We start from the raw sequence: 23,851 nt of genomic DNA, 5'->3' as shown, positions 1-23,851 counted from the left end.
TGGCAACTTGGTGGACCAAGGTATCCAACAGGGGAGTTATGCTACTCAACTGCTATAGGTATGCTCGAGCTTTTGCTTTTTCTGCATGCTGAGCAACGTCTGCTCCAACATGGTGCGACGCGCGACTAACCGCTCCCGAATCTCGCGATCTTGATCCATGATGGTGCTCAAAAGTTGTAATTTGCTAAGTTGCTGGTCCTCAGACAACTCAACTCCGGCTTCGGCGTGGCTCAACTTTTCAACCTCACGAACGTACTCTACTTCCGTTTCAATTAAGGCTTCCCAGTCTTCGTTGCGCACACTGGCGAGCATTCTGTTCGAATGTTCCAGTAGCGTCTGATACGACATAATGACCTCCGTCGGCGACATTAAATAGTCACGTTTTAATTGTGGTTGCGCGGCCACGTGCCTTACGCCCTTTCAACCTGTGGTTGAATCTCTTTCCAAGCAGAACCAATTTGCTCCAGTAGCTCTGCCGCTTCATCTAATTTGGCGATATCGTTCTTCAAGTTCGCTTTCAATAAGAGTTCACTCACGTATAAGTAAATAGACTCTAAGCGTTCAGCTAATTCGCCACCTTTTTCTTTATCTAGCGCAGCGATTAAACCCATGTGCACGATATCGGTTGCCTTGGCGATGGCGCTGCCTTTCTCTGAAGCATTGCCGTTCTGCATATGCAACTTCGCCGCTTTAATCTGTTTCTCAACGCCGTCAAACAACATTGCAATGAGTTTGTGCGGGCTTGCTGAAAGCACATGACTCTCGACATCCACACGACCATAAGCTGCTGCACCACGCATACCGTACATGATAATTACCTCTAGTTACCTTGGCCTAATTGCGCATTCAGCGAAGCAAACTGTTGCTGTAAATAAGCACTGGTTGAATTCATGCTCGCAATCATGCTGTCCATTTGTGCGAATTGCTTACGATAGATTTCCACTGTTGATGCAATTCGTTGTTCTTCTTGGAAGTAACGGTCATCTAAGCGCTCGAGCGTACTCTCGAACCCTTTGATTCGACTATTGATTGGGCCTTCATCGGCTAAAAGATTACTCAGCGTTGTCTTTGCCTTGTCGGCAAAGCCTTCTATAGTATCTGTACCTGCGAAAAACTCTTGCAACATTGGCAAGTCATTTTGGACGACATTTGCGAGCGCTTCTTCATCCACCTTTAACTTGCCGCCAAGTTCTCGCGAAATGCCAATATCACCAAGCTTGGTAAACTGACTAGCAACCGTCTCACTCAGCAGGTTTCGAAGACGAGATTCGATCGTTCTCACGCCACTGTCACCTAACAACTGGCCAGCAACTTGTGAGCCTTCGTCGTATTTCGTCATATCAGTAATGAGTTGCTGGAGCTCATTAAATGACGCAACAAAGTCGTTCACATTTCCTGAAATTGATTCGGCATCACGCGTAATACTGACTTGCGCTTGCCCTTCTTTCGCCAACGAAAGCGTTACACCTTGAATTGCATTCTCTACAACATTTGTCTGACTAGTAATAGCAACACCATTGACCGAAAGCGTTGCATTTGATGCAGCCACTTCAGTAGAGACATCCGTCGCCACATTGCCAGCAAGAGCGCCTCCGAATGTGATATCAGCAATAGCAGAATCGGTTCCTGTGCTTGCGGAACTAAAAACCAACCGATATGGGCTACCGCTTCCATCATTTATAATTGAAGCTTGAACATCAGTTTGTGCGTTATTTACGGCACTTCGAATATCTTCTAACGACGTTGCGCCATCCGCTAAATCGATACTATGTGTTGTACCATTCGCTAGAGTTAAGCTTACATTTCCCGTACCTGTTCCAATTTGTGCAGCACTATCAGTAACTCCCTGAGTCGCGATGCTATAGCTTCTAGCTAACCCCGTCACATTGACGTCGAAGGTACCCGTCGGTGTATTCGATGCAGCGGCAACAGTCAGCACATCAGAATTAACTGAGCTTTTCGTCGCTTTAAATGTTGGCGTTAAATTGAGAGCGCTAGTTGCGTCTTGAAATTTAGTTAACGCGCTCTGTAGCTTGCCATAGGCAGAAATTCTCGCTTCAAAGCTCTTTTGCTGTAACGAGATCGGTTGTAGGCGCTGCCGCTCAGCTGCTTCCAGCTGATTTAGTAAGCCGTTCAGGTCGAGGCCCGAACCGATACCTAATGCTGCTATTGATGCCATGGTGCTAACCCCTATTTCTCATACCAATCAGTTTGCATGAATAAATTCAATTCAAAACCGATAAAAAGCGACGCAAAACACGCCTATTCATGTTTATCGGCGACAATTTGTTCAACTTTAGAGATTTTTTTACTTACCGAAGAAATGATTTAACTTTCCGGTATTAAAACGTCACGAATGCGCCCTAATTCGGCCAAAGCAGCGCCTTCAATGGGCGGGCCTAACTTATCATCAGGTGCCAATTTATGAGGTGAAAGACGTATACGGTTGACTCGCTTTTTGGCATCGAGGCCAACAACCCAACCGAACTGCCCTTTTTCAAAACGTAGCAACGAACCAATTGGAAGTGGGCCAAAGTGAGCAACATACCTTTTCACCCAGGCTTCATCAAACTGCTCCAGCCGTGTTTGCATTGACTTACCGGCAGCAACTGGCGTTATCGCTGGGCGATCTGGTCGGTGGCGTTGAACCGCGTCAATTGCATCAACCACCGCCGCCGCTCGCGCTAACTGACCAAGTTGCTTGTCTTTCAATCCATTTGGATAACCCGAACCATCCAAGCGTTCATTGATTTGTGCAATCACATTGTCTCTCACCACCGGAGCAAGCCACTTGACGCCACTAAGCTTCTCAATAATAGCTTCCACATGGCTTTGCATTTCTTCATAAATATCAGTGCTTAGCGTGGTCGCCTTCCAAATTTCTGGAGGAAGCGTCCCTTTACCGAGATCATGAACCATTGCCGCAGCAACTACTGCCTTGCGCAAATCGCGCGGCATCTTCGCGGCATTCAACAAGTCCGCTAAACGTACCGCCACAGCAAGACCGTGTTTTACCCAACGCGATTCGCGATGAATACAATGCACTGAAAACAAGGTTTCCTGGCGATCATCTTCGAGCATGTCCAAAATTCGGTCCGCATGAAGCGACAGCTGCGATGAATTCACCGCTTGGCCTTGCTTCATCACGACCATCTGGCTATCAAGATAACCAGCAATGCGGGCCATTTTCCGAGCCATTGGTGTCGCATAAGTATGCCCATGACGGCGGCTCAACTTCATATCGTTCTCATCACGAACGCGGAATAACTCTGATTCACTGCGGCTATCCCCGTTACCCGCGCTACGTGAAGCTTCACGCTCAATTTCACGTACATAACCCCAAATTTCACGCTCTTGCGGCTGACTCACATTTTCAAACTCAAAACCAACCGCCAAAACTTGCCGATCATTATCTGTTTTCAAATGCCGCACTTTGGCTTTAACTTCAAATGATGTTCCGTTTGGAAAATACAGTTCAATCTCTGTTGCAATATCGGGCAATACCCGCGACACGCCGTCTTGCATAAAGAATTCGGCCAAACAGCCGGTCGCCGATAAGTCTTTTAAGTCGCCCTGCAACTCGACTAATTCATCTTTATCGTTATCTTTGGTGCGCACATGCACACCCACGTTCATGCCAATACGCAAACTCGCACGGAAACTTGCTCGGCGTTGCTTCACATGAATTTCAGTGGGCCAATCAGCGTAAGCTAATAAACGACTATCAACCGTGGTGAATTCACGAATTGACATGGGGTTTGAGCGGACGAGTCCGCCTGGCGTGAAACCGGAAAGGATAAATTTGCCACCGCGACGCAGAGGCGGCGCAACATCACGAATCGCGGTGAGATCAAAAAGGAGGTAATCTTCTTCGAGTTGTTCAACCAGCACTACCGGATGATCTTTTTCCGCAGGCCCAAGCAGCGTCAACACCGCCACGCCCGGCTGACTCAATGCGTCATAATATGTCGCAAGTTCAACCAAGCTATTTATTGGCGTAAATTCATTTTCGCTCGTTTGAGCGTGTTGACTGGCCTCGCTCACGCGATGCTCCTTTCCTTAGTTATAATCTGATTCCATTTATCGGCATAAGCGCTCATGCCTTTAGTTAGCCCTTAATATAGCAAGCGTTGTTGTGGCATTCGAAAATATTTTTCGCTTTTTGAAAAAAATTTCTAAAGGTTTTTTTACAGCCACCGATAACCCTTAGCGACGGCAGGCCAAACTAGGCAGCCTAATTTGGAAACAGAAGGAATAAGACTATGTCAGTTATCAACACAAACATGACCTCACTGATCGGTCAGCAAAACCTCCAGAAGTCACAGTCTTCACTGCAAACTTCAATGGAACGTCTGTCTTCAGGCCTGCGTATCAACAGCGCCAAAGACGATGCAGCGGGTCAAGCAATTGCTAACCGCATGACTGCACAAATTACTGGTATGCGTCAAGCTCAGCGTAACGCAAACGACGGTATCTCTATGGTGCAAACCATGGAAGGCGGCTTAAACCAAATCAACGACAACTTGCAACGTATTCGTGAATTGGCAGTTCAAGCAGCTTCTGATACTAACAGCGCTGATGACCGTACTTCAATTCAAACAGAAATCACCGAGCGTGTTGCGGAAATCGACCGTATTGCTGGCGGCGCAAGCTTCAACGGCACAAACTTGCTTGACGGAAGCGCTCTAGCACCATTACAGATTCAAGTTGGCGCAAACACAACTGCAAATGATTCAATTCAAGTCGCTACTGTAGACGCAACTTCAGCAACACTTGGCGTAAACGCTTTGACTGTTGATAGCGCTGTAAATGCTCAAGCAGCAATTGATGCCGTTGATACCGCCATGGCAACAATTGACACCTCGCGCAGCACTTTGGGTGCGACCCTGAACCGCTTTGATTCAGTAGTTGAAAACTTAGCAACAACTTCAACTAACTTATCAGCGGCACGTTCACGTATCGAAGATGCTGACTATGCAGTTGAAGTATCAAACATGACTCGTGCTCAGATCTTGCAGCAGGCTGGTACTTCAGTACTGGCACAGGCAAACCAAGTACCACAGTCAGTATTGTCACTGTTGGGTTAATACCTCAACTAGTGCCAAACTTAATAGCAGGCTCCTTAGGGGGCCTGTTTTGTTTGTAGGCAGGTAGGATAACAGCGATGAATTCTGTAAGCGCAACCGTCACATCAGAGCAACTGATCAATGATGTGATACCTAAGCTAAAAACGGTCGAGTTCATTTTGGAAAGCAAACTCAAAGCCGCTATTGAAAACAGCAAGGATGCGCAGCAACAGGAAAAATATCAGGTTTATCAGCAGGAGTTTCAGCTGGAACTGATGATGATTCAGATGAATTTAGAGCATCTGTTGACCCGTTACGCTCATATTATTAAGCCGGAAGGCCGGCGTGCCGAGAACACCTATTTGGAATTGGATGACAGCGAGCGCGTTGCACTTTCTGCCATCATGAATTTATATAACAAAGTCAGTGAATTAGCTTCGACTTTGTAAGAAGGATTAGAGCTAGAAAAACCGGCTAAAGTTTGTACGTTTTCAGCCGATATTCCAATGTAAGCGAAAAATATTTTCGTATTTTGGAGATAACACTATGGCTACCCCAATTAATGAAGCCACTTCAAATTGGCCGGTGACAACCGCTGCCGCTGAAAAGCAGCGACTAGACCGCGTATTGCAGCAATTACCTGCAGTGCGTCAAAGCGAAGCGCAACGAGAAATAAAAAAAGACGAGTTAGTGAAACCAGTTCAACAGATTAATGAAGTCATGAATAACTATGGCATTCATTTTGAGTTTGATGATGGGTCAGGCCGCACGATTGTGAAAGTTGTGAGCCAAGACACCGGCGAAGTGATTCGTCAAATACCAAACGAAGAAGTGTTGCGTATTGCTCAGCATTTGCATGAAATGAGTGGATTATTAGTGCGTGAAGAGGCATAAGCCTCTTCCGCAAGTCCAATTCTATACCTGCATATTCATAATATCTTTGTAAGCACTTACGAGTTTATTGCGCACTTGCACGCCCATTTCAAATGCTAAGCCTGCCTTTTGCTTGTCGACCATCACTTGATTCAATGACACGTTCGGATCGCCCAACTGGAAGGCTGTTGTAGTGGCAGCAGACGCTTGCTGAAGCGAGTTAATACGCTCAATTGAGCTTTTCAACTCACCCGCAAAACCGCCCTTTTGCGCTTGTTCAACCCCAGGTTGTACATTCAGGTTAACTTTAGCCGCCGCTGGTGCAGCAACCTCCGCCTTCATGATTTGCATTTGCTGTAATGCGGTTTGAATAGCCGGTACGCTCATTGCTAATTCCTTCTCACCCACTTCTTTGATTGCAGCAACTATACCCAGTCATTACAAAAGTGAAGCGAGCAATAAAGCATAAAAAAGTGCGTTTATTACCACTTTGACTTGCGTTGCCTTACGCATAATGTGCAGTAGATAAATCCGTGCACAAATTGAATTGAGATACCCAATGGAAGCAACGCAAGCACAAACAATGAACAGTCCAGCAGCGGCGAATGCAGCGCCGCCGCAATGGCTGAATAAGCTGAAGCAAAGCGGTTTAGTACCCCTACTAATTGGCGGTGCGGCGTTTATTGGCTTGGTGTTTGCGTTGGTGATGTGGGCAAGCGCACCAGAATATCGTGTGTTGTATAGCAACTTAAGCGAAGCCGACGGCGGTCGCATTGTGACTGAACTAGACGCGCGCCAAATTCCTTATCAGCTCAACAGTGCCGGTACAATTTTGGTGCCAAGTGACCAAGTTCATAAATTACGCCTACAAATGGCTGAGCAAGGCTTACCGCAAGGCGGCAATGCTGGTTTCTCGCTGATGGACAACCAAGCGTTTGGTATTAGTCAATTTGCTGAGCAAGTCAATTTCCAGCGAGCACTTGAGGGCGAGCTTGCTAGCTCGATGGAATCATTAGGCCCAGTGCAAAAAGCGCGCGTGCATTTAGCCATGGCGAAAGCGTCGGTATTCGTGCGTGAACGCGAGCCAGCGAAAGCTTCGGTTATTCTAACGTTACACCCAGGACGCAAACTTGGTGACGGCCAAGTACAAGCCATTATTCATATGGTCTCAAGCAGTGTCCCTGAACTTGCTCCAGACAATGTTACTGTAGTTGATCAATATGGTGCGCTGCTCTCACAGAATAACCGCGACGACGCTTTGAGTGGCTCGAAGCTTGATTACATTCAGCAGGTTGAGCAGTCTTATCAGCAGCGTATTGAAAATATATTGATACCCATTTTGGGTCGCGACAACATCAAAGCGCAGGTTGTTGCGCAGGTTGATTTTTCTAAACGTGAAGCAACGGCTGAGCGCTATAGTCCAAACCAAACCGCTGAAACAGCGGCCATTCGAAGCATTCAGCGCAACACCAATTTACAAGGCAGTGGCGCTGGTGCCATGGGCGTTCCTGGCGCATTAACCAATACACCGCCGGGCGTTGAACCATCACCAATCGAAACAACAGCCGAAGGCGATGAGACTGAAACGACTGCGGCCACAGGCTCTCGCGCTGTGCAGCAAGACCAAGTGGTGAACTACGAGCTCGACCGTTTTGTTGAGCATGTCGATCATCAGCGTGGTCAACTTGAGCGATTATCCGCAGCGATCGTGATTAACCACCGCACGGTGCTGGATGAAGAAGGTAACCCTAAATTAGTGCCTCGTAGTGCTGAAGAGCTTGAGTATATTAATCGCCTAGTACGCCAAGCGATGGGCTTCCAAGAAGCGCGCGGTGACCAAATTGAAGTGGTAAACAGCCCGTTTGTAAATAACGAAGAAACCATTATTGAAGAGCCTTGGTATAAACAACCAGCCGTGATGCAACTTGCGCAAAATCTCGTGCGCTATGTGTTAGCTGGTATTGGCATCCTCTTGCTCTACTTATTGCTACTACGTCCTATTATGAAGCGCTATGTGCATGTCTCACCGACCACTAATGCCACAACAACGCATGGCAAAGGCACGCTTCGTGCTGTAGTTGGCGATGATGACGACATGGAAGAAGTTGTAGTGAAACGTCGTCGCAAAGATGGTTCCAACTACGATGCTGAAGATGATTCGAACATTGCCGAAGATCAAGGCGATAGTTTCCATTGGCCAGAACAGCGCAACAACAAGAACTACACACAAGCCTTAGCCAAAGCGAAAGAAATCGCACAAACCAATCCGCGCCAAGTGGCTCGCATTTTACAGAATTGGATGAACGATGATGACCACGTCTAACGCACATGACAAAAGTGTCGCTAAAGAAATGACCGGTTTGCGTCGTACGGCGCTGCTGTTATTGATGCTGGAAGAAGAATCAGCCGCAGAAGTGTTCAAGCATTTTCCGCCAAATCAGATTCAGAAAATCAGTAAAGAAATGACGAAGCTTTCGGATGTGTCACATGCCGACATTAAAGCTGTGCTTGAGATGTTTCATGGTGATTTAGCCAATACACCTTCGCTCGACAAATACGACGATTACGTTCGCTCAGTTCTCACGAAAGCACTGGGGTCAGATCGCGCCAATACACTGATTGAAGATGTGCTCGAGCACAAAGTTGGCGGCATTGGTATTGATGCGCTGAACATGATGGATGTGCCAGAAGTGGCGGAGATGATCAAAGACGAGCACCCGCAGATTATCGCAACCATATTGATTCACTTAGACCGTGCGCAAGCAGCTGGCGTGTTGGAGTTATTTGACGAACGCCTGCGCAACGATGTGGTATTGCGCGTTGCCACCTTTACCGGCGTGCAGCCAGCGGCGTTGCAAGAGCTCACCGAAGTGCTCGGCGGCATGCTCGATGGTCAGTCGCTGAAACGCAGCAAAATGGGCGGTGTGCGCACGGCTGCGGAAATTCTTAACTTGCTTAGTGCTGGCCAAGAAGACACCGCGCTTGAAAACATTCGCGCATACAACGACGAGTTGGCACAGAAAATAGTCGACGAGATGTTCCTGTTTGAAAACCTTATGGATCTCGACGACCGCAGTATTCAAGTACTGCTACGCCAGATCGAAACCACGTCATTGGTGGTGGCACTCAAAGGTGCCGACGATGCCTTGGTGGAGAAATTCTTACGCAATATGTCGCAACGCGCCGCACAGCTTATTCGCGAAGAAATGGAAACCCGTGGGCCAATTCGTGTTTCACAAGTGGAAAGCGAGCAGAAAGCTATTCTGCAAGTGGTGCGTCGTTTGGCCGACTCGGGTGAAATTGTGTTGAGTAGTGGTGATGATGCCTTCGTCTAATACGAACAATCAGTGGCGTAGCTGGAATATGGAACCGTTGTCTGCCAAGCAGCGACGCGATGCCTCACAGCAGCAACAAGCAGAGCAAGCGCAGTTCGATCAACAAAGTGAACTGCGTCAATTGCGGGAACAAGCGCGCCAAGAAGCTTATGAAGAAGGCTTAAAAGCAGGACGCGAGGCAGGTTATCAAGCAGGACATGAAGAGGGTTTAAAAGCGGGTCGTGAAGAAGGCCTAGCTGAATATAACGGGCAGCTACAAGCCGCATTAGCACCGCTTGCTGATCTGATTAAAGAAGCAGATACCGCTGTGCAGGGGATGGACGCGCATTTATCAGAAAGTTTACTGCAACTGGCATTAACCGTCGGCCGGCAGCTGGCCGGTGAAGCGTTAGCAGTAAATCCTGAGCAAGTTTTAGAGTTAATTCGAGCTATTTTACACGAAGACCCAATGCTCACCGACAAACCGGTGTTACTGCTTAACCCTGAAGATTTAGAGCTAGTCAAACAGCACTTAGAACAAGAAATTGCCACGGTAGGCTGGAAGTTAAGAGCTGACGACCGTCTTGAACGCGGCGGATGCCGTTTAATTAGCGCTAACGGCGAGCTCGATGCCACTATCGAGACCCGTTGGCAACGCATTGTGCACCAACTACGAGGACGCCATGGCTAACGCCCAGCAGCAATTGCATCAATGGCAGGTGACACTCAACAGTGTCAACCAGCGTCTGCAGCACTTACCGCAGTGGTATATGTGCGGCCGATTAATGCGTGCCACCGGCATGGTACTTGAAGCTGTTGGCTTAAAACTGCCTGTAGGTAGCAGTTGTGTAATTGAGATGCCACAACATGGCGAAGCTCTTGTTGAAGCAGAAGTGGTTGGTTTTGCTGGTGAAGTAACTTATTTAATGCCTTTGGATGCGGTTCAAGGCCTAGTGCCTGGTGCTCGTGTCATGCCACTCAACGATGGTCACAATGATAGCCGCCGTTTTCCACTGGGCGATAGCTTATTGGGACGTGTACTTGACGGTAGCGGCCGCCCACTCGATAACAAACCGTTACCGAAACAGGCTGAATACGGCTATTTGGCAACCAAAACCATCAATCCAATGCTTCGTGCCCCTATTGATACCTCAATTGATGTGGGTATTCGCGCTATCAACGGCCTGCTTAGTGTTGGTCGCGGCCAACGCATGGGTCTTTTCGCAGGTTCCGGTGTTGGTAAGTCAGTGTTACTCGGTATGATGGCACGCTTTACCAAAGCTGACGTGATTGTGGTTGGTTTGATTGGTGAGCGGGGTCGTGAGGTTCAAGAGTTTATCGACCATATTCTTGGTGAAGAAGGCATGGCGCGCTCAGTAGTCGTCGCAGCACCAGCTGACTCATCACCATTGCAGCGTTTACAAGGCGCGTCATACGCCACACGCCTAGCAGAAGATTTCCGTGACAAAGGTCAGCACGTATTGCTGATCATGGATTCTTTGACACGATTTGCTATGGCGCAACGCGAAATTGCCTTAGCCATTGGCGAACCACCAGCCACGAAAGGCTATCCACCCAGTGTGTTTGCGAAAATTCCAGCGCTAGTTGAGCGCGCAGGTAACGGTGTGCGTGGTGGTGGTTCAATTACAGCGTTTTATACCGTGTTAACTGAAGGCGACGACCAACAAGACCCGATTGCTGATTCAACCCGCGCCATTCTTGACGGTCACATCGTCTTGTCGCGTCACTTGGCAGAGAGCGGCCATTACCCAGCCATTGATGTTGAAGCATCGATTAGTCGTGTCATGCCATCGGTAACCACGCTAGGACAGCAGCAACAAGCGCAGCGATTGAAAAAATTGTTCTCAGTGTATCAGCGCAATCGTGACTTAATTAGCGTTGGCGCTTATAGCCCAGGTCACGACCCGTTACTTGACCAAGCGGTACAAAAATTTCCGCAAGTGGAAGCGTACTTGCAGCAAAAAATGTCGGAACAAGCGCCGATTGCACAGTCTCAGCAGCGCTTAACTGAATTAGTTGGAGTAGCCTGAACATGAATGGATTTGTTTTAGCCCACTTAACTGAACAAGCTGAGAAAGCACGTAATGAAGCGGCCAAGTTATTGGCAGAAGAGCGCCAAAACAAACACAAAATTGCGCAGCAGTTACAAACGCTGCAGCAATATCGAAACGACTATGCATTGCAGCTTCAGCAACAAATGCAATGCGGCATCGCAAGCCACTTACTGACCAACTATCGCCAGTTTTTAGCGAGCTTAGATAGCGCCGTGGCGCGAGCACAAAATGCGTTAGTTGATCAAGAAACAAAAGTAGATAAAAGCCAGCAATTTTGGCAAACCAAACAACGTAAATTGGCGTCATATGAAACTTTAGCTGACCGTAAGCAGGCAGCCGAGGTGAAAGTTGCAGTGAAACGCGAACAGAAGCTAGCTGATGAGCTGTCGTTAGCCATGTACATGCGCCAGCGTGGGCTGCGTTAGGAGAAAAAAGGTGAGTATGATGGTTAATTTTAATAATTTAATGACTACCACACCGGCCACTAACAAAGGCTCGGCTGCATCGACTGATACCAACGCACCGGTTTCAGGTTTCGCCGCTCTCTTTGCCGCATTGTCGAACCACACTGGTTCACCAGCGGGTACAAACGGCTATCAACTAGACTCTGCAACAACAGAAGCTCAGTTGCAGCAACTGGCGAAAAACTTAAATACCAGCGAGCAAGAACAGCTGTTAGAGCAAGCCGATTTAAACCCTGAAGCCATTGCTCAAATTTTAGCGCAGTTACAGCAGCAACAAGCCTTGCAACAACCGCAAGCGGCACAGCCCGCTGCGGCAAGTGAATCAGTACAGGCGATTGTGGCTAACGCAGTTGGGAAAACGCCACTACAACGCCCAGCAGTAATAGCTGCGCCTGTTTCAGCAGTCATCGCCAACGAGACGAATACGAGCACCGCCGCAACACTTATCAATGACAATGCCGTGTCGACAAAACCTCTCGATCAACTCGCAGCATCTGCTCCTGTTGCTATGTCGGAACCAGCAAAACCTGAAATTCGTAACCCAATCGCGCCGCTTACACCTGAGTTGAATTCGGTTAATTCAACTCAGCTAGAAACCGCTCGCGCAGTGCAAACACCGGTTTCAAGCGTGACCGCAAGTGTGATTATGATTGAAACACCAGTGACTCAATCCGCTCAATTAACACAAGCTGCACCGACAACTCCGAGCACGACAGCAGCCACGGCATCACTTGCGGCACCAGTTGGCAGTCAAGCTTGGGCCAATCAGTTACAGCAAAACGTGCTACAGATGGTCATGCATAATCAAAATGAAATGACGTTACGTTTGCACCCAGCCGAGCTTGGCCCTCTGCAGGTACAGTTGCGCATGGATGATACCACTGCGCAGCTGAATATTTTGACGCACAGCCAACAGGTTCGCGGTGCGCTAGAACAAGCTTTGCCAAACTTACGCGAAGCCCTCGCCAACCAAGGTATTCAACTAGGTGATTCACAAGTGAGCGACCAAGGCCAACAGTTTGCTCAGCAACAAGCGCGTCAACAGGCACAGCAATGGGCTGCCAACTCACAACAAAATGAACAAAATACCAGCGAAAACACTGTAGAAAATTCAGAATCGGCCGAGAATACTGACATGGGCTCAAATTCTCGGCATACTGCCGCCGCTCATAACGGTCAAGTCGATACGTTTGCTTAGGGCGTAAGTTGGTAACTAGTTAAAGGATAAAGAAATGGCGCGTAAAAATGACATTCAAGCAGCTCCTAGAAATAATAACTCCCCAGTTATGCTGATCATCTTGGTTTTAGTGTTGGTTTTAATTGGCCTCAACACCTATTTGTTATGGGATACGCGTAACTTAGCAGCTGCCTCTGCCGTAGGTGCTGTTCAAGCCGAGCCTGAACCGACCGATCCGGTTTTTGTGGCAATTTCGCCGTTTACTGTAAACTTGCAAAGCGATCAGTTTGGTCCTCGTCTACTTTACGCCGGGTTAACGCTTGAAGTGCCTAGCGAAAAAGTGAAAGCGACTCTCATGAAGAATATGCCGCAAGTTCGTAACCGCTTGTTGGTGCTTTTATCGGGTCAAGAAGCCGAGAAAATTGCCCAATCTGAAGGGAAAAAGATTCTAGCTAAAAGCATTATGGATTCACTCAGCGCTCCGTATCAAGGTGATGAAGAGCTAGCCATTAACGAAGTACTGTTTACTGAGTTTATTGTTCAATAATAATTGAGCAATGGCGTAAACAAGCACAACGTAAAGAGAACACATGAGTAACGGACACCAACTGTCACAAGAAGAACTTGATGCATTATTGGCGGGTATTGCACCCGAAGATGATGTTGATATCGATGACCAGACTACGGCTCCCCTTGGCCAAGATGCTGGAGTCGATGCGTTGGCGCAAAAGCCAAAACGCAAAGTGAAGCAACAGCCGTTTGACCCAGGTTCGCAGGCGCGCATTGTCCGTGAACGCTTACATACCCTAGAGGTCATTAACGAACGCTTTGCCCGTCAATTTCGTATGAACTTGTTTAACTTGTTGCGCCGTAACGCTGATATTTCTGTTGAGTCGGTGAAATACCAACGCTTCAGTGACTTTGCTGATGCCACGCCAACGCCAACCAACTTAAATATTATTTCGATGAAGCCATTACGCGGTAGCGCACTTGTGGTATTCCCGCATGCGCTTGTATCGATGATCGTCGAGAACCTGTTTGGTGGCGATGGCCGCTTTATGACCCGCAACGAAGCGCGCGAGTTTACCGGCACAGAACAACGTATCATTAACCGCGTGCTCAACCTGGCTATCGATGCTTACCAAGAGTCGTGGCGTGCGGTACATCCGCTTGAAATCAGCTACGTTCGCTCAGAAATGCAGCCGAAATTTGCAGCGATTACTAGCTCACCAAGTGAAATCGTTGTCACTACCACATTTCATTTGGAAGTGGGTAACCTCGATAGCAACTTCAAAATTTGTATGCCTTACGCCATGGTTGAGCCATTGCGTGACAAGCTCACCAACTTGCGTGCAGATATCGGCGGCAACAGTAACGATAAAGCCTGGCGCCAGCGCATTACCCATGAACTGCAGGCCTCAAGCGTCGAGCTTATCGCCAACTTTGTTGATATCCCGATGCGAATTCCACAAGTCATGTCACTTAAACCCGGCGATGTACTCCCAATTGAGTTGCCCGAAACGGTAACTGCAACGGTGAATGCCTTGCCAATCATGGAATGTGAATTTGGCAGTCTCAATGACAATCGCGCACTCAAGGTGAAGCGATTACTCGAAAACCATCGATTCCCGCATTCACTTATGCGTGAACGAAATAAAGGCGGTATTTTTACCCCTTTGCGTGCGAAGGAGCCCTCTGATGACGAATAAAGACAAAGTAAACCCAGATAACGAGCAAGACCCGTGGGCAGATGCATTGGAAGAACAAGCAGACGCAGCGCCAGATGAAAATGCCAATAGCGTATTCAAACCGTTAGAGAACACGGCGCAAGCAAGCTCAATGAATGAGCTGGATATCATCATGGATATTCCGGTGAAATTGAGTGTGGAATTAGGTCGTACCCGCATTACCATTAAACAACTGCTAGAATTAGCCCAAGGTTCGGTGGTAGAACTTGAAGGTTTAGCCGGCGAACCGATGGATATTTTGATTAACGGTTATTTAATAGCCCAAGGCGAAGTGGTTGTTTTAGATGACAAATACGGTATTCGAATTACCGAGATTGTGACGCCTTCAGAACGAGTACAAAAGTTAAACCGATGAACGAACCAACCACAGTAGAAGTTGATAGCGGCCTCGCTCTGCTTGGCCAAGTGACCCTAGTACTCATTTTAATTATTGGCATTATTCTGCTGTGTGCTTGGCTTTTCCGTAAACTCAATGGCACGTCATTAGGCCACTCGAAGTTGCTCAACGTTGTCGGTTCAGTCGCTGTTGGTCAGCGCGAACGCGTGGTCATTGTCGAAATCAACGATACCTGGCTGGTACTTGGCGTGGCTGCTGGCCATGTCACTAAGCTACATGAAATGCCAGCCCAAGAACGTCCAGAACCGCAATTAAATAGCTTTGCCGCGCGGTTACAACAAGCTCTAAATAAAAACACCTCAGCGCCATCTGAAGAGGCCAAGTAATGCGTCGTATTTGGTTAATAATCATGACTGTAGCCGTGTTTTGGTTGCCTCTTGACGCGTTAGCTCAGTCAATTCCTGGTGTTTTGGTTGAACCAACCGAAAATGGTGGCCAGCAATGGTCATTGTCGCTGCAAACCTTACTATTTTTAACGAGCCTTACTTTTTTACCAGCGGTTATCCTAATGATGACCTGCTTTGTGCGACTTATCATTGTTTTTGGCCTGTTAAGAACAGCCATGGGGACGCAATCGGCGCCACCTAACCAAGTTTTATTGGGGCTTGCGCTGTTTTTGACATTTTTCATCATGGCACCGGTTTTCAACCAAATTTACGACATTGCGTGGTTGCCATTTAGTCAAGACAATATCGATTTCCCACAGTTTTTAGAACTCGCATCTGGGCCATTACGTGAGTTCATGCTCGCCCAAACTCGCGAGCCTGATTTGGCACTATTCGCCAATCTTGCTGATGTTGGCCCTATTGCGACGCCACAAGACGTGCCGTTTCATGTGTTGGTGCCTTCATTTGTGACTAGCGAACTTAAAACTGCTTTCCAAATTGGTTTTACTATTTTTATCCCGTTCTTGATTATCGATTTGGTTGTAGCCAGCGTTTTAATGGCGCTCGGTATGATGATGGTGCCTCCGGCAACTATTTCATTACCGTTCAAACTCATGTTGTTTGTGCTGGTGGATGGCTGGCAGTTACTGATTGGCTCACTCGCAGCCAGTTTTTACGTGTAGGGGGCACCAATGACACCTGAAACGGTCATGACTATTGCCTACCAAGCCATGCTACTTTGTGTCTACCTAGCTGGCCCGTTGCTACTCACTGCGTTGCTACTTGGTCTTCTGATAAGCCTATTTCAAGCCGCCACACAAATTAACGAGATGACCTTGAGCTTCATTCCGAAGATTCTCGGCGTACTCGCCGTGCTAGTACTTATTGGTCCTTACTTGCTCCAATTGATTATTGATTTCACCACGCGGTTATTCACCAATATTCCGTCCATGATTCAATAGCGGAGTCGCGCATGATTACGGTCACCTTCGCGCAACTTCAGGAATGGATTAGCTTATTCTTATGGCCATTCTGCCGCTTTACTGGGTTATTGCTGATAGCGCCAGTATTCAGCCACTCCAGCATTCCAAACCAAGTTAAAATTAGCTTAGCTCTAATATTTAGCGTTATTATTGCGCCGGTTTTGCCACCATTGCCGAATATTCCGTTATTTTCATGGGCTAGCTTCGGCATTATTGTCGAGCAAATCATCATCGGCGTGACTATAGGGCTTGTTGTTCAGGTTGTTTTCGCTGCCGTACAGGCCGCAGGTGAGTATATTGGCTTACAAATGGGTCTTGCCTTTGCCACCTTCTTTTCGCCTGATAGCGGTGCGAACACGATGATTCTCTCGCGCGTGTTCTATACCTTTGCAATCTTAATGTTTCTAGCTATTGATGGGCACTTGATTATGCTGGAAATTCTAGCTCGTTCATTTGAGTTATTGCCAATTGGCACACTTGGTTTGAATGCTGACGCGTTTAATCAAGTCGCGCGCTTCGGAATGGTGGTATTTAGTTCGGGAATTTTACTGGCGTTACCAGTTTTCGGCGCGCTGCTCATTGTGAACCTAACCCTCGGTATCTTGAACCGATCTGCTCCGCAGCTCACTGTTTTCTCGGTCGGTTTCCCGATGTCACTAACACTCGGTTTGGTACTAATGACGGTACTAACAACAGAACTAGGCGGCTATTTACAGCGCCTATTCCGCCTAGGCCTCGACATGGTCGAGCAAGTCCTCCTCACCATGTAAACTGTATTTCCGAATAACTAATAACGATTAACGAATAACGGTTCTTAAAGGAACTTAAACAGGCTCATGTCTTTCATATCTACAAACGCCTTCTGTGCCGCCTGCAAACCAACCATTCGCACACTATATTGCGATGCCGCTTCAACATAATCTAAATCAACGAGATCAGATAACGCCTGTTCGTACGCCAACGTACGATTACTACCAATCGTATCTAAGGCATCCAATTCATTCAGTCGTGCACCAACTTCCGCGCGGGTGGTTAATACGTTGTCCATTCCATTATCAAACTCGCGCATTACCGTACGTAAGGTATTCACGCGTTGCGATTTTTGCGCATCCGTTACCGCTGCGTTATCAAGCACTGCTAATGCCTTCTCAAACGTTCGGAAAATATCCATATTATTATCTTGGCCTCGTGCTACACGAAGTGTATCACCAGTAGCTGGAGCGCCTTCTAACTCGACTTCAATACCACCCAAAGCAACCGTGGTCGGGTCGTTATAATCAGCCCAGGCTCCTCCATTAACGCGATACTGCATTTGGCCGGCATTATCAGCAAACTCAATATCGTACGCTAAGCCGAAATCAGGATGATTCGAATCAACGATATTAATACCGTTAAACTGCAGCGTGCCTTGGTTAGTCAAGCCTGCGTCGGCAAGGTAGCCAGCACTACTGTGCACTGAACGAAATATATCGTCGCCTGAATGGCCAACCGCCATACGACGATCGCCATCAACCTGCTGCTCACGAACCTCTGCGTGCCCAACGTAACTCACATCGCCATTTACATCACGAATAAAGGGGGCGGTGTCATCTTGATAACCGCCAAATAAATACCGGCCATTGCCGTCTCGTGTGTTGCCCAAACCAATCAATGACTCATACAACCCGCGCAATTCGCTTGCAACTGAAGCGCGGTCGGCGTCAGACAACGTGTCGCTCGAAGCCTGCACCATCAAGGTTTTTGCTCGTGAATACACGTCGTTCACTGAATTCAATACACTTTCTTCTTGCGAGAGCGCGTTACGGACACCCACACGGGCATCGCTAAACTGACTTGAAACAGCTTTCGATTGACCAATGTTAATCGCTTGGGTCATTGCTTGCGGATCATCAGAAATATTCACGATACGCTTGCCACTGGCAATTTGTTGCCCAATTTTCATGAATTCGGTTTGTTGCCGGTTCATCGATGACACGCTTTGGTTGTACATGGTGAGTGTGCTAATTCGCATGATCTATACTCCGCGTTGTCCGTTTAGCGTAACTGCAAAATGGTATCGAGAATGGTGGAACCGGTCTCAATTACTTTGGCATTGGCTTGATAGTACTGCTGGTATCGAATGAGATTCGCTGCTTCTTCATCAAGATTCACACCCGATTCTGACTGCTGTAACGCAGTTAACTGTTCTGTTAAACCTTCTTGGGCAGCTAAGTTCGCTTGAACCACATTAATTTGGTTGCCTAAGGTGCTCACCATGGTGCCGTATGCTTGGTTAAAGGTACCTTTACCTTCCACTAGCATCTGATTTTGTAAATCCAGCAGCGCCAATCCGTTTCGGTTATCTCCGCTTGCCGTTGATTGGGCTGCAGCTAACTGCGAACCTTCGGTTATCAGTAATTCAAAGCTTTGAGCTTGATTCACTAACGGGCGTACACGGAAGCTATCGCCTTGATTCACGGTACCTGACATCGTTACTTCTAAGCCGTTAAACGCTAATGTACCGGTCGCACCATCAAAGGTGGCATTAACGATTTTACCACTGTCTACGCGACGCACCTCGTAACCTGTATCGGTTAACTTGATATCATAATCAGCCGCAAGTAACGCAGTAGAATCGCTAATTTGAACCGCAGCTGTACCCGTGCCAGTATTTCGCGAATTGCTATAAGCCACCGGGTTACCAGCATCAAACATGGCTTGGCCAGGGTCTTGGTTTAAATCAACTCCAGCTTGGTGCTGTTGGTTAAATGCATCGGCAAATACTCGAACCATTTGTCCGAGTTGATTGCGCATGGTGTCGAGGCTCTTTGACCGAAACTCCATTAAACCGCTTAAGCTACCGCGGTTAAACGTCGATTCTTTCAATTGAATTTGGTTACCAGCAACATCGTTATAGAAAATAGCTGTGCGCGTTGGATCAGAATTATCTGTCAACGCAGAAAGTTGATAGCTTGTATCACCCGATACTAATGGCGAACCATTGTTCAGCGATACTGTGTAAGAACCTGACTTCTGTTCATGTACGCGAATGTCGATGCGTTGCGATAAATCGTGCACTAATTTATCGCGCTGATTCAATAAACTATTCGGTGCTTCGCCGCTACCTGATCGGGCAATTAAAATTTCTTTATTAAGGGAACCTATCTGCCCGGTAAGGGCATTTATGGTATCGACCTCAAATTTCATTTCGGCGTTAACGCTACTTTCAATATCTTGCAGGTAGTTATCAAATGACTTGAATTGGCTCACTAAAGTGCTTGCCGTGCCCAACACGCCAGCGCGCGCGGCAGGGTCCGCCGGGCTACTGTTCATTTGGCCAAGGGCATTAAAGAATTCTTGCATGACTGGCGCTAAGCCGGAGCGTTCATCTGACAACAAATTGTCAATTTGACGTACTTGGCTGTAATAGGTCTCAAGTGACGCCAATGAACCGCTGGAAGCATTCAAGCGAGTAGCTACAAATTGGTTAAACTGACGCTCAACCCCGTTGACGAGGACGCCGCTTGTACGGTTTCTCACCCAGCTGCACAATTTCGCGATTGTAGCCCGGTGTATTTACGTTGCTGATGTTTCCGCTGGTGGCATAAAGCCCCGTTTGCGCTGCACGTAAACCACTTAAACCAATTGAAAAGATACTCATGCCTGCTCCCTAATGTTCTTACCGAAGTTATCGGCACGAACACATATAACTTTATGGTTTTTTGCCTTGCTCTTGGTGCAGTTGCTGCAAGAGTTGTTCCGCAAGGCCAATACCTTTACCAGCAACCTCGGTAGCTAGTTGTTGGTCAAACATGTCGGAGTAAGTACGCATGGCCGAGCTATTAAAGAGCTCCGACTCGCCGCCCGCTTCGCGCATTGATTTCATCATTTTCTGAATAAACAGCGCCTCAAACTGACGCGCCGCCGCTGCCGCAGCTTTGTCTGGATCTGCGTGACTTTGTTTTTTCAACTGGTTGAGCTGCTGCGCATCTATTGCCAAGCCGACAGAAGCTACTGAGTTTGCCATTAGATGATCTCCAATTCAGCGCGCAATGCGCCAGACGCATGTAGTGCCTGTAAAATCGCCATCAGGTCACTCGGCGTTGCACCCAAACTATTGAGTGCATCAACTACGGCCATCAGTTCAACGCCTTCAACCATCTGAAGAGAGCCTTCTTCTTGCTCAATCGTAATATCAGTGGTGGTGCCCGTAACTGTCTCACCACCGCTAAACGCAGGTGGTTGGCTGACAAACGGCTGACGCGAAATGGTGACCGATAAATTCCCGTGGGCAACCGCAGCTTGCCGCAACGTTACGGGACCACTTAACACCACGGAACCAGTACGAGAATTGATAACCACGCGCGGGTCGGCCGCACCCGGCGTAACATCAATATTTTCGACACGAGCCATAAAGCGAACGCGATCATTCGCACTTTGTGGGCTTTGTAATTCAATGGAGCCGCCATCAATGGCTGTTGCTACCGTATAACCGAACGTTGTATTAATTCGTTCAACCATATTGAGAGCCGTGGTGAAATCCGCTTCTTTTAGGTTCAACTGCAAATTGGTACGCCCTAAATCAAGCGCCACAGAACGTTCAACGGTTGCGCCACCGCTAATGCGACCACCAGCTTGTTGATTGATTACTGCAGACGAGCCTTGTGACTCTGCACTGGCGCCGTTAATTAATAAGTTGCCTTGTGCCAATGCATAAACTTGACCATCAGCACCTTTCAATGGCGTCATTAACAGGGTTCCGCCACGCAAACTGCGGGCATTACCAATCGAAGAAACCACGATATCAAGCTGCTGCCCCGGGCGAGCAAAGGCTGGCAACGATGCGGTAACCATCACCGCCGCCACGTTGCGCAGCTGCATATTGGTACCCGGCGGAATGGTCACGCCCAACTGCGCCAACATGTTCGTCATACTTTGGCCAGTAAATGGTGCCTGCATGGTCTGGTCACCCGAACCGTCAAGGCCAACCACTAGACCGTAACCAACTAAACTGTTACTGCGTACACCAGCAAAATCGGCAAGATCTTTGATGCGCTCTGCCTGAGCACTGCCCATCACTATCGTCGCTACTGCTAGCAATACAAATAACTGTCGCAACATAATCAAACCTCTACTTAAAACGGCGCGACATAATTAAAGAAGCGCTGCAACCAACCCTGCTTTTGGGCTTGATTGATATAGCCATCACCAATGTATTCAAGGCGCGCATCAGCAACCGCGCTTGAAAGCACACTATTTTGTCCATTAATGCTGCGCGGATTCACGACGCCGGAAAAACGAATGTACTCGGTGCCTTGGTTAATCGCGATTTGCTTCTCGCCACGCACACGCAAGTTGCCGTTAGGTAATACATGCATCACTTGAACGGTGATAATGCCGGAGAATTGATTCGATGCGCTGCTACCACCTGAACCAGCAAAGTCATTCGCACTACCAATATTAAAGCCATACTCAGCAAGCTCTTCCAAAGCGTCCGGTAAACCTTCTAGATCCATTCCAATGTTGCTGGCACGTGACGACTGTGATGACGCATTCTTGGTGGCACTCACTTGCTCTTCAAGCACAATGGTAATGATGTCACCAGAGCGACGTGGCCGTTGGTCTTCAAATAGCGGAATGTAGCCGTTTTGCGCTTGATAAATTGCGCCGTTAGGCTCCGCCGCAGCGTTTTTAGGAATCACAACAGGATCATAAGCTTCAACCACCACTGGTTCTGGTGGTGAACTGCTGCAACCGGACAATACCAAACCACCGATGACTACAACTAGTGCGCGCATCACAGCTCTACCTCTGCTCATTACAGCTGACTTAAACGCGCCAGCATCTCGTCGCTACTTGAAATAGCTCGACTATTAATTTCGTAGGCGCGTTGGGTTTGAATCATATTGACCATTTCTTCCACCACGTTCACGTTAGAAGCCTCAACGAACCCTTGGAACAGGGTTCCTGCACCGTTCATACCCGGTAAAGATTCGGTTGGCGCACCTGATGCTTGCGTTTCCACATATAAGTTACCGCCACGCGCTTCGAGGCCAGCATCATTCATAAACATCGCAAGCGTAATTTGCCCTACTTGCATGTTTTGCGTGTTGCCCGGTTGAGTCACCGTCACAATACCGTCTTGACCAATCGTCACACTCATCGCGTTTGCTGGCAGGAAAATGGCCGGCTCTAAAGGGAAGCCGTTGGCGGTCACCATTTGACCATCCTGATTCACCTGAAAGCTACCATCGCGGGTATAAGCAACAGAGCCGTCTGGCATCAAGACTTGGAAATAGCCTTTGCCGCTAATGGCTAAATCACGTGAGTTCTCAGTATTATTTAAACTACCTTGCGTATGTAATCGCTCGGTCGCTACAGCGCGCACGCCGGTACCTACTTGCAAACCAGACGGTAGGCTGTCTTGGGCATTGTTCATGGCACCTGGCTGACGCATGTTTTGGTACAACAAGTCTTCAAAAACTGCGCGAGAACGTTTGAAGCCTGAGGTGTTCACGTTTGCCAAGTTATTGGTAATCACGTCCAGCTGTTGCTGCTGTGCCGTTAAACCTGTTTTGGCTGTCCATAAAGCTTTAATCATAATTTATCTCCGCTAAACCGGTGGTTAGCCTCTCACTGAGAGCAAACTATTGGCTTGTTGCGCCGATTCATCGGCGGTTGAAATCACACTCATATTGAGATCATAGCGACGCTGTGTATCAATCATTGCCACCATCGCTTCAATAGTGTTCACGTTGCTACCCTCGAGAGCGCCAGAAACCAACTGCGCATTTTCATCACGCTGCAATGCCGCACCAGCCGGTGTACGGAACCAGCCATCATCGCTGCGTTGAAGCTGGTTTGGCTGATCTACACGCACCAATTTGATTCTATCTAGCGGCACTAACTCATTGGCGTTACCGCCCATACCAATGCCACTAATTGTGCCGTCATTACCGATAGAAACTTGGGTGCCAAGCGGCAACAAAATGGGTCCGCCATCGCCTAATACCGGCATACCGTTCACCATCAGTTGTCCGTCAGCATCAACCTGAAGGTCTCCGCGCTTGGTGTATGCTTCGCCATCAGGTGTTTGCACCGCTAACCAATTGGCTTGGTCTAATGCCACATCTAAATCACGTTCAGTGGTTTGAATAGCGCCCGCTGAGGTATCGAACAAGCCGGTGGTGGTCACTGCTGCCACTCGCGTGTCGAATACACCTGCACCATTGACCGGCACCGCTCGAGCAGCAGCAAGCTGCGCCCGAAAACCGGTCGTTGATGCATTACTCAAGTTATTGGTCACCACTGACTGCTCATCGAGAGTCTGGCGAGCCCCATTCATGGCCGTGTATAAAATGGCATCCATAGCTAAGCCTCTTTAGTTAG

General features: G+C 48.0%; 29 protein-coding genes. 16 read left to right on the top strand and 13 right to left on the bottom strand.

The features are described from left to right. Positions 1–45: 45 nt before the first annotated feature. The 4 genes from D3795_RS08915 to D3795_RS08900 form a co-directional block, all read right to left on the bottom strand. On the bottom strand, positions 46–405 hold the full coding sequence (locus D3795_RS08915) for a flagellar protein FliT (RefSeq protein ID WP_156268038.1): 360 nt from the start codon (positions 403–405) through the stop codon (positions 46–48). Positions 406–410: 5 nt separating this feature from the next. Beyond that, entirely contained in the window at positions 411–809 is a 399-nt protein-coding gene (gene fliS / locus D3795_RS08910; protein WP_173021013.1) for a flagellar export chaperone FliS, read from the bottom strand. An 11-nt stretch (positions 810–820) separates the two neighbouring features. Then, entirely contained in the window at positions 821–2,179 is a 1,359-nt protein-coding gene (gene fliD / locus D3795_RS08905) for a flagellar filament capping protein FliD (protein WP_156268036.1), read from the bottom strand. A gap of 149 nt (positions 2,180–2,328) precedes the next feature. Further along, positions 2,329–4,044, bottom strand: a complete 1,716-nt coding sequence (locus tag D3795_RS08900; RefSeq protein WP_156268034.1) for an HD domain-containing phosphohydrolase — start codon at positions 4,042–4,044, stop codon at positions 2,329–2,331. Positions 4,045–4,262: 218 nt separating this feature from the next. Between D3795_RS08900 and D3795_RS08895 the strand changes: the two genes are divergently transcribed. From D3795_RS08895 to D3795_RS08885, 3 genes are all read left to right on the top strand, one after another. After that, the gene (locus D3795_RS08895) at positions 4,263–5,087 is read left to right on the top strand and encodes a flagellin N-terminal helical domain-containing protein (RefSeq protein WP_156268032.1); all 825 of its coding nucleotides are present in this window, start codon (positions 4,263–4,265) and stop codon (positions 5,085–5,087) included. Between the two features lie 77 nt (positions 5,088–5,164). Then, positions 5,165–5,515: a hypothetical protein gene (locus tag D3795_RS08890; protein WP_156268030.1), complete on the top strand. Its 351-nt coding sequence runs from the start codon at positions 5,165–5,167 to the stop codon at positions 5,513–5,515. Between the two features lie 97 nt (positions 5,516–5,612). Next, positions 5,613–5,960: a flagellar protein FlaG gene (locus D3795_RS08885; RefSeq protein WP_156268028.1), complete on the top strand. Its 348-nt coding sequence runs from the start codon at positions 5,613–5,615 to the stop codon at positions 5,958–5,960. A 21-nt stretch (positions 5,961–5,981) separates the two neighbouring features. On the opposite strand, the gene fliE is transcribed toward D3795_RS08885, so the two are convergent. Further along, positions 5,982–6,326 (bottom strand): flagellar hook-basal body complex protein FliE, encoded by a 345-nt coding sequence (gene fliE, locus D3795_RS08880; RefSeq protein ID WP_156268026.1) that lies wholly within the window; start codon positions 6,324–6,326, stop codon positions 5,982–5,984. A 196-nt stretch (positions 6,327–6,522) separates the two neighbouring features. On the opposite strand from fliE, the gene fliF reads away from it, so the two are divergent. The 13 genes from fliF to fliR are packed head-to-tail and all read left to right on the top strand — an operon-like array spanning position 6,523 to position 17,253. Further along, positions 6,523–8,262, top strand: a complete 1,740-nt coding sequence (fliF, locus tag D3795_RS08875; protein ID WP_313906854.1) for a flagellar basal-body MS-ring/collar protein FliF — start codon at positions 6,523–6,525, stop codon at positions 8,260–8,262. Further along, positions 8,246–9,274, top strand: a complete 1,029-nt coding sequence (gene fliG, locus D3795_RS08870; protein ID WP_216648953.1) for a flagellar motor switch protein FliG — start codon at positions 8,246–8,248, stop codon at positions 9,272–9,274. The genes fliF and fliG overlap by 17 nt, the downstream gene beginning before the upstream one ends. Further along, on the top strand, positions 9,258–9,944 hold the full coding sequence (gene fliH, locus D3795_RS08865) for a flagellar assembly protein FliH (protein WP_156268022.1): 687 nt from the start codon (positions 9,258–9,260) through the stop codon (positions 9,942–9,944). The genes fliG and fliH overlap by 17 nt, the downstream gene beginning before the upstream one ends. After that, positions 9,937–11,304 carry a flagellar protein export ATPase FliI gene (gene fliI / locus D3795_RS08860; RefSeq protein ID WP_156268020.1) on the top strand — a complete coding sequence of 456 codons (1,368 nt, stop codon included), beginning with the start codon at positions 9,937–9,939 and terminating at the stop codon, positions 11,302–11,304. Before fliH ends, fliI begins: the two co-directional genes overlap by 8 nt. Before the next feature lie 2 nt (positions 11,305–11,306). After that, positions 11,307–11,753, top strand: a complete 447-nt coding sequence (gene fliJ, locus D3795_RS08855; protein WP_156268018.1) for a flagellar export protein FliJ — start codon at positions 11,307–11,309, stop codon at positions 11,751–11,753. Positions 11,754–11,769: 16 nt separating this feature from the next. Beyond that, complete coding sequence (locus D3795_RS08850; RefSeq protein ID WP_156268016.1) at positions 11,770–12,990, top strand: flagellar hook-length control protein FliK; 1,221 nt, start codon at positions 11,770–11,772, stop codon at positions 12,988–12,990. Positions 12,991–13,024: 34 nt separating this feature from the next. Further along, on the top strand, positions 13,025–13,516 hold the full coding sequence (fliL, locus tag D3795_RS08845; RefSeq protein ID WP_156268014.1) for a flagellar basal body-associated protein FliL: 492 nt from the start codon (positions 13,025–13,027) through the stop codon (positions 13,514–13,516). A gap of 43 nt (positions 13,517–13,559) precedes the next feature. Further along, the gene (gene fliM, locus D3795_RS08840) at positions 13,560–14,678 is read left to right on the top strand and encodes a flagellar motor switch protein FliM (RefSeq protein WP_156268012.1); all 1,119 of its coding nucleotides are present in this window, start codon (positions 13,560–13,562) and stop codon (positions 14,676–14,678) included. Next, positions 14,668–15,072: a flagellar motor switch protein FliN gene (gene fliN / locus D3795_RS08835; RefSeq protein ID WP_156268010.1), complete on the top strand. Its 405-nt coding sequence runs from the start codon at positions 14,668–14,670 to the stop codon at positions 15,070–15,072. Before fliM ends, fliN begins: the two co-directional genes overlap by 11 nt. Then, positions 15,069–15,440 (top strand): flagellar biosynthetic protein FliO, encoded by a 372-nt coding sequence (fliO, locus tag D3795_RS08830; RefSeq protein WP_156268008.1) that lies wholly within the window; start codon positions 15,069–15,071, stop codon positions 15,438–15,440. Before fliN ends, fliO begins: the two co-directional genes overlap by 4 nt. Continuing rightward, positions 15,440–16,183 carry a flagellar type III secretion system pore protein FliP gene (fliP, locus tag D3795_RS08825; protein WP_156268006.1) on the top strand — a complete coding sequence of 248 codons (744 nt, stop codon included), beginning with the start codon at positions 15,440–15,442 and terminating at the stop codon, positions 16,181–16,183. Before fliO ends, fliP begins: the two co-directional genes overlap by 1 nt. Positions 16,184–16,192: 9 nt before the next feature. After that, positions 16,193–16,462: a flagellar biosynthesis protein FliQ gene (gene fliQ, locus D3795_RS08820; protein WP_055439886.1), complete on the top strand. Its 270-nt coding sequence runs from the start codon at positions 16,193–16,195 to the stop codon at positions 16,460–16,462. 11 nt (positions 16,463–16,473) lie between these two features. Continuing rightward, positions 16,474–17,253, top strand: a complete 780-nt coding sequence (fliR, locus tag D3795_RS08815; RefSeq protein ID WP_156268004.1) for a flagellar biosynthetic protein FliR — start codon at positions 16,474–16,476, stop codon at positions 17,251–17,253. A gap of 44 nt (positions 17,254–17,297) precedes the next feature. On the opposite strand, the gene flgL is transcribed toward fliR, so the two are convergent. From flgL to flgF, 8 genes are read right to left on the bottom strand one after another with little or no spacing between them, the layout of a single operon-like run. Next, positions 17,298–18,494 (bottom strand): flagellar hook-associated protein FlgL, encoded by a 1,197-nt coding sequence (flgL, locus tag D3795_RS08810; RefSeq protein ID WP_156268002.1) that lies wholly within the window; start codon positions 18,492–18,494, stop codon positions 17,298–17,300. Between the two features lie 23 nt (positions 18,495–18,517). Beyond that, on the bottom strand, positions 18,518–20,002 hold the full coding sequence (gene flgK / locus D3795_RS08805; RefSeq protein ID WP_216648952.1) for a flagellar hook-associated protein FlgK: 1,485 nt from the start codon (positions 20,000–20,002) through the stop codon (positions 18,518–18,520). After that, the gene (locus tag D3795_RS11500; protein WP_216648951.1) at positions 19,962–20,123 is read right to left on the bottom strand and encodes a flagellar basal body protein; all 162 of its coding nucleotides are present in this window, start codon (positions 20,121–20,123) and stop codon (positions 19,962–19,964) included. Before D3795_RS11500 ends, flgK begins: the two co-directional genes overlap by 41 nt. A gap of 51 nt (positions 20,124–20,174) precedes the next feature. Next, entirely contained in the window at positions 20,175–20,489 is a 315-nt protein-coding gene (locus D3795_RS08800) for a rod-binding protein (RefSeq protein ID WP_156268000.1), read from the bottom strand. Continuing rightward, on the bottom strand, positions 20,489–21,583 hold the full coding sequence (locus D3795_RS08795) for a flagellar basal body P-ring protein FlgI (RefSeq protein ID WP_156267998.1): 1,095 nt from the start codon (positions 21,581–21,583) through the stop codon (positions 20,489–20,491). The genes D3795_RS08800 and D3795_RS08795 overlap by 1 nt, the downstream gene beginning before the upstream one ends. A 14-nt stretch (positions 21,584–21,597) precedes the next feature. Beyond that, positions 21,598–22,260, bottom strand: a complete 663-nt coding sequence (locus tag D3795_RS08790; protein ID WP_310942413.1) for a flagellar basal body L-ring protein FlgH — start codon at positions 22,258–22,260, stop codon at positions 21,598–21,600. 20 nt (positions 22,261–22,280) lie between these two features. Continuing rightward, positions 22,281–23,063, bottom strand: a complete 783-nt coding sequence (gene flgG / locus D3795_RS08785) for a flagellar basal-body rod protein FlgG (protein ID WP_156267994.1) — start codon at positions 23,061–23,063, stop codon at positions 22,281–22,283. 24 nt (positions 23,064–23,087) lie between these two features. Then, positions 23,088–23,831, bottom strand: a complete 744-nt coding sequence (gene flgF, locus D3795_RS08780; RefSeq protein WP_156267992.1) for a flagellar basal-body rod protein FlgF — start codon at positions 23,829–23,831, stop codon at positions 23,088–23,090. Between the last annotated feature and the right edge of the window lie 20 nt (positions 23,832–23,851).

It is taken from the genome of Pseudidiomarina andamanensis (assembly GCF_009734345.1).
In the GTDB taxonomy this organism is placed as follows: Bacteria; Pseudomonadota; Gammaproteobacteria; order Enterobacterales; family Alteromonadaceae; genus Pseudidiomarina; species Pseudidiomarina andamanensis.
The sequence above is the reverse complement of the archived record's forward strand: the minus strand, read 5'-3'. Positions and strand labels throughout refer to the sequence as shown.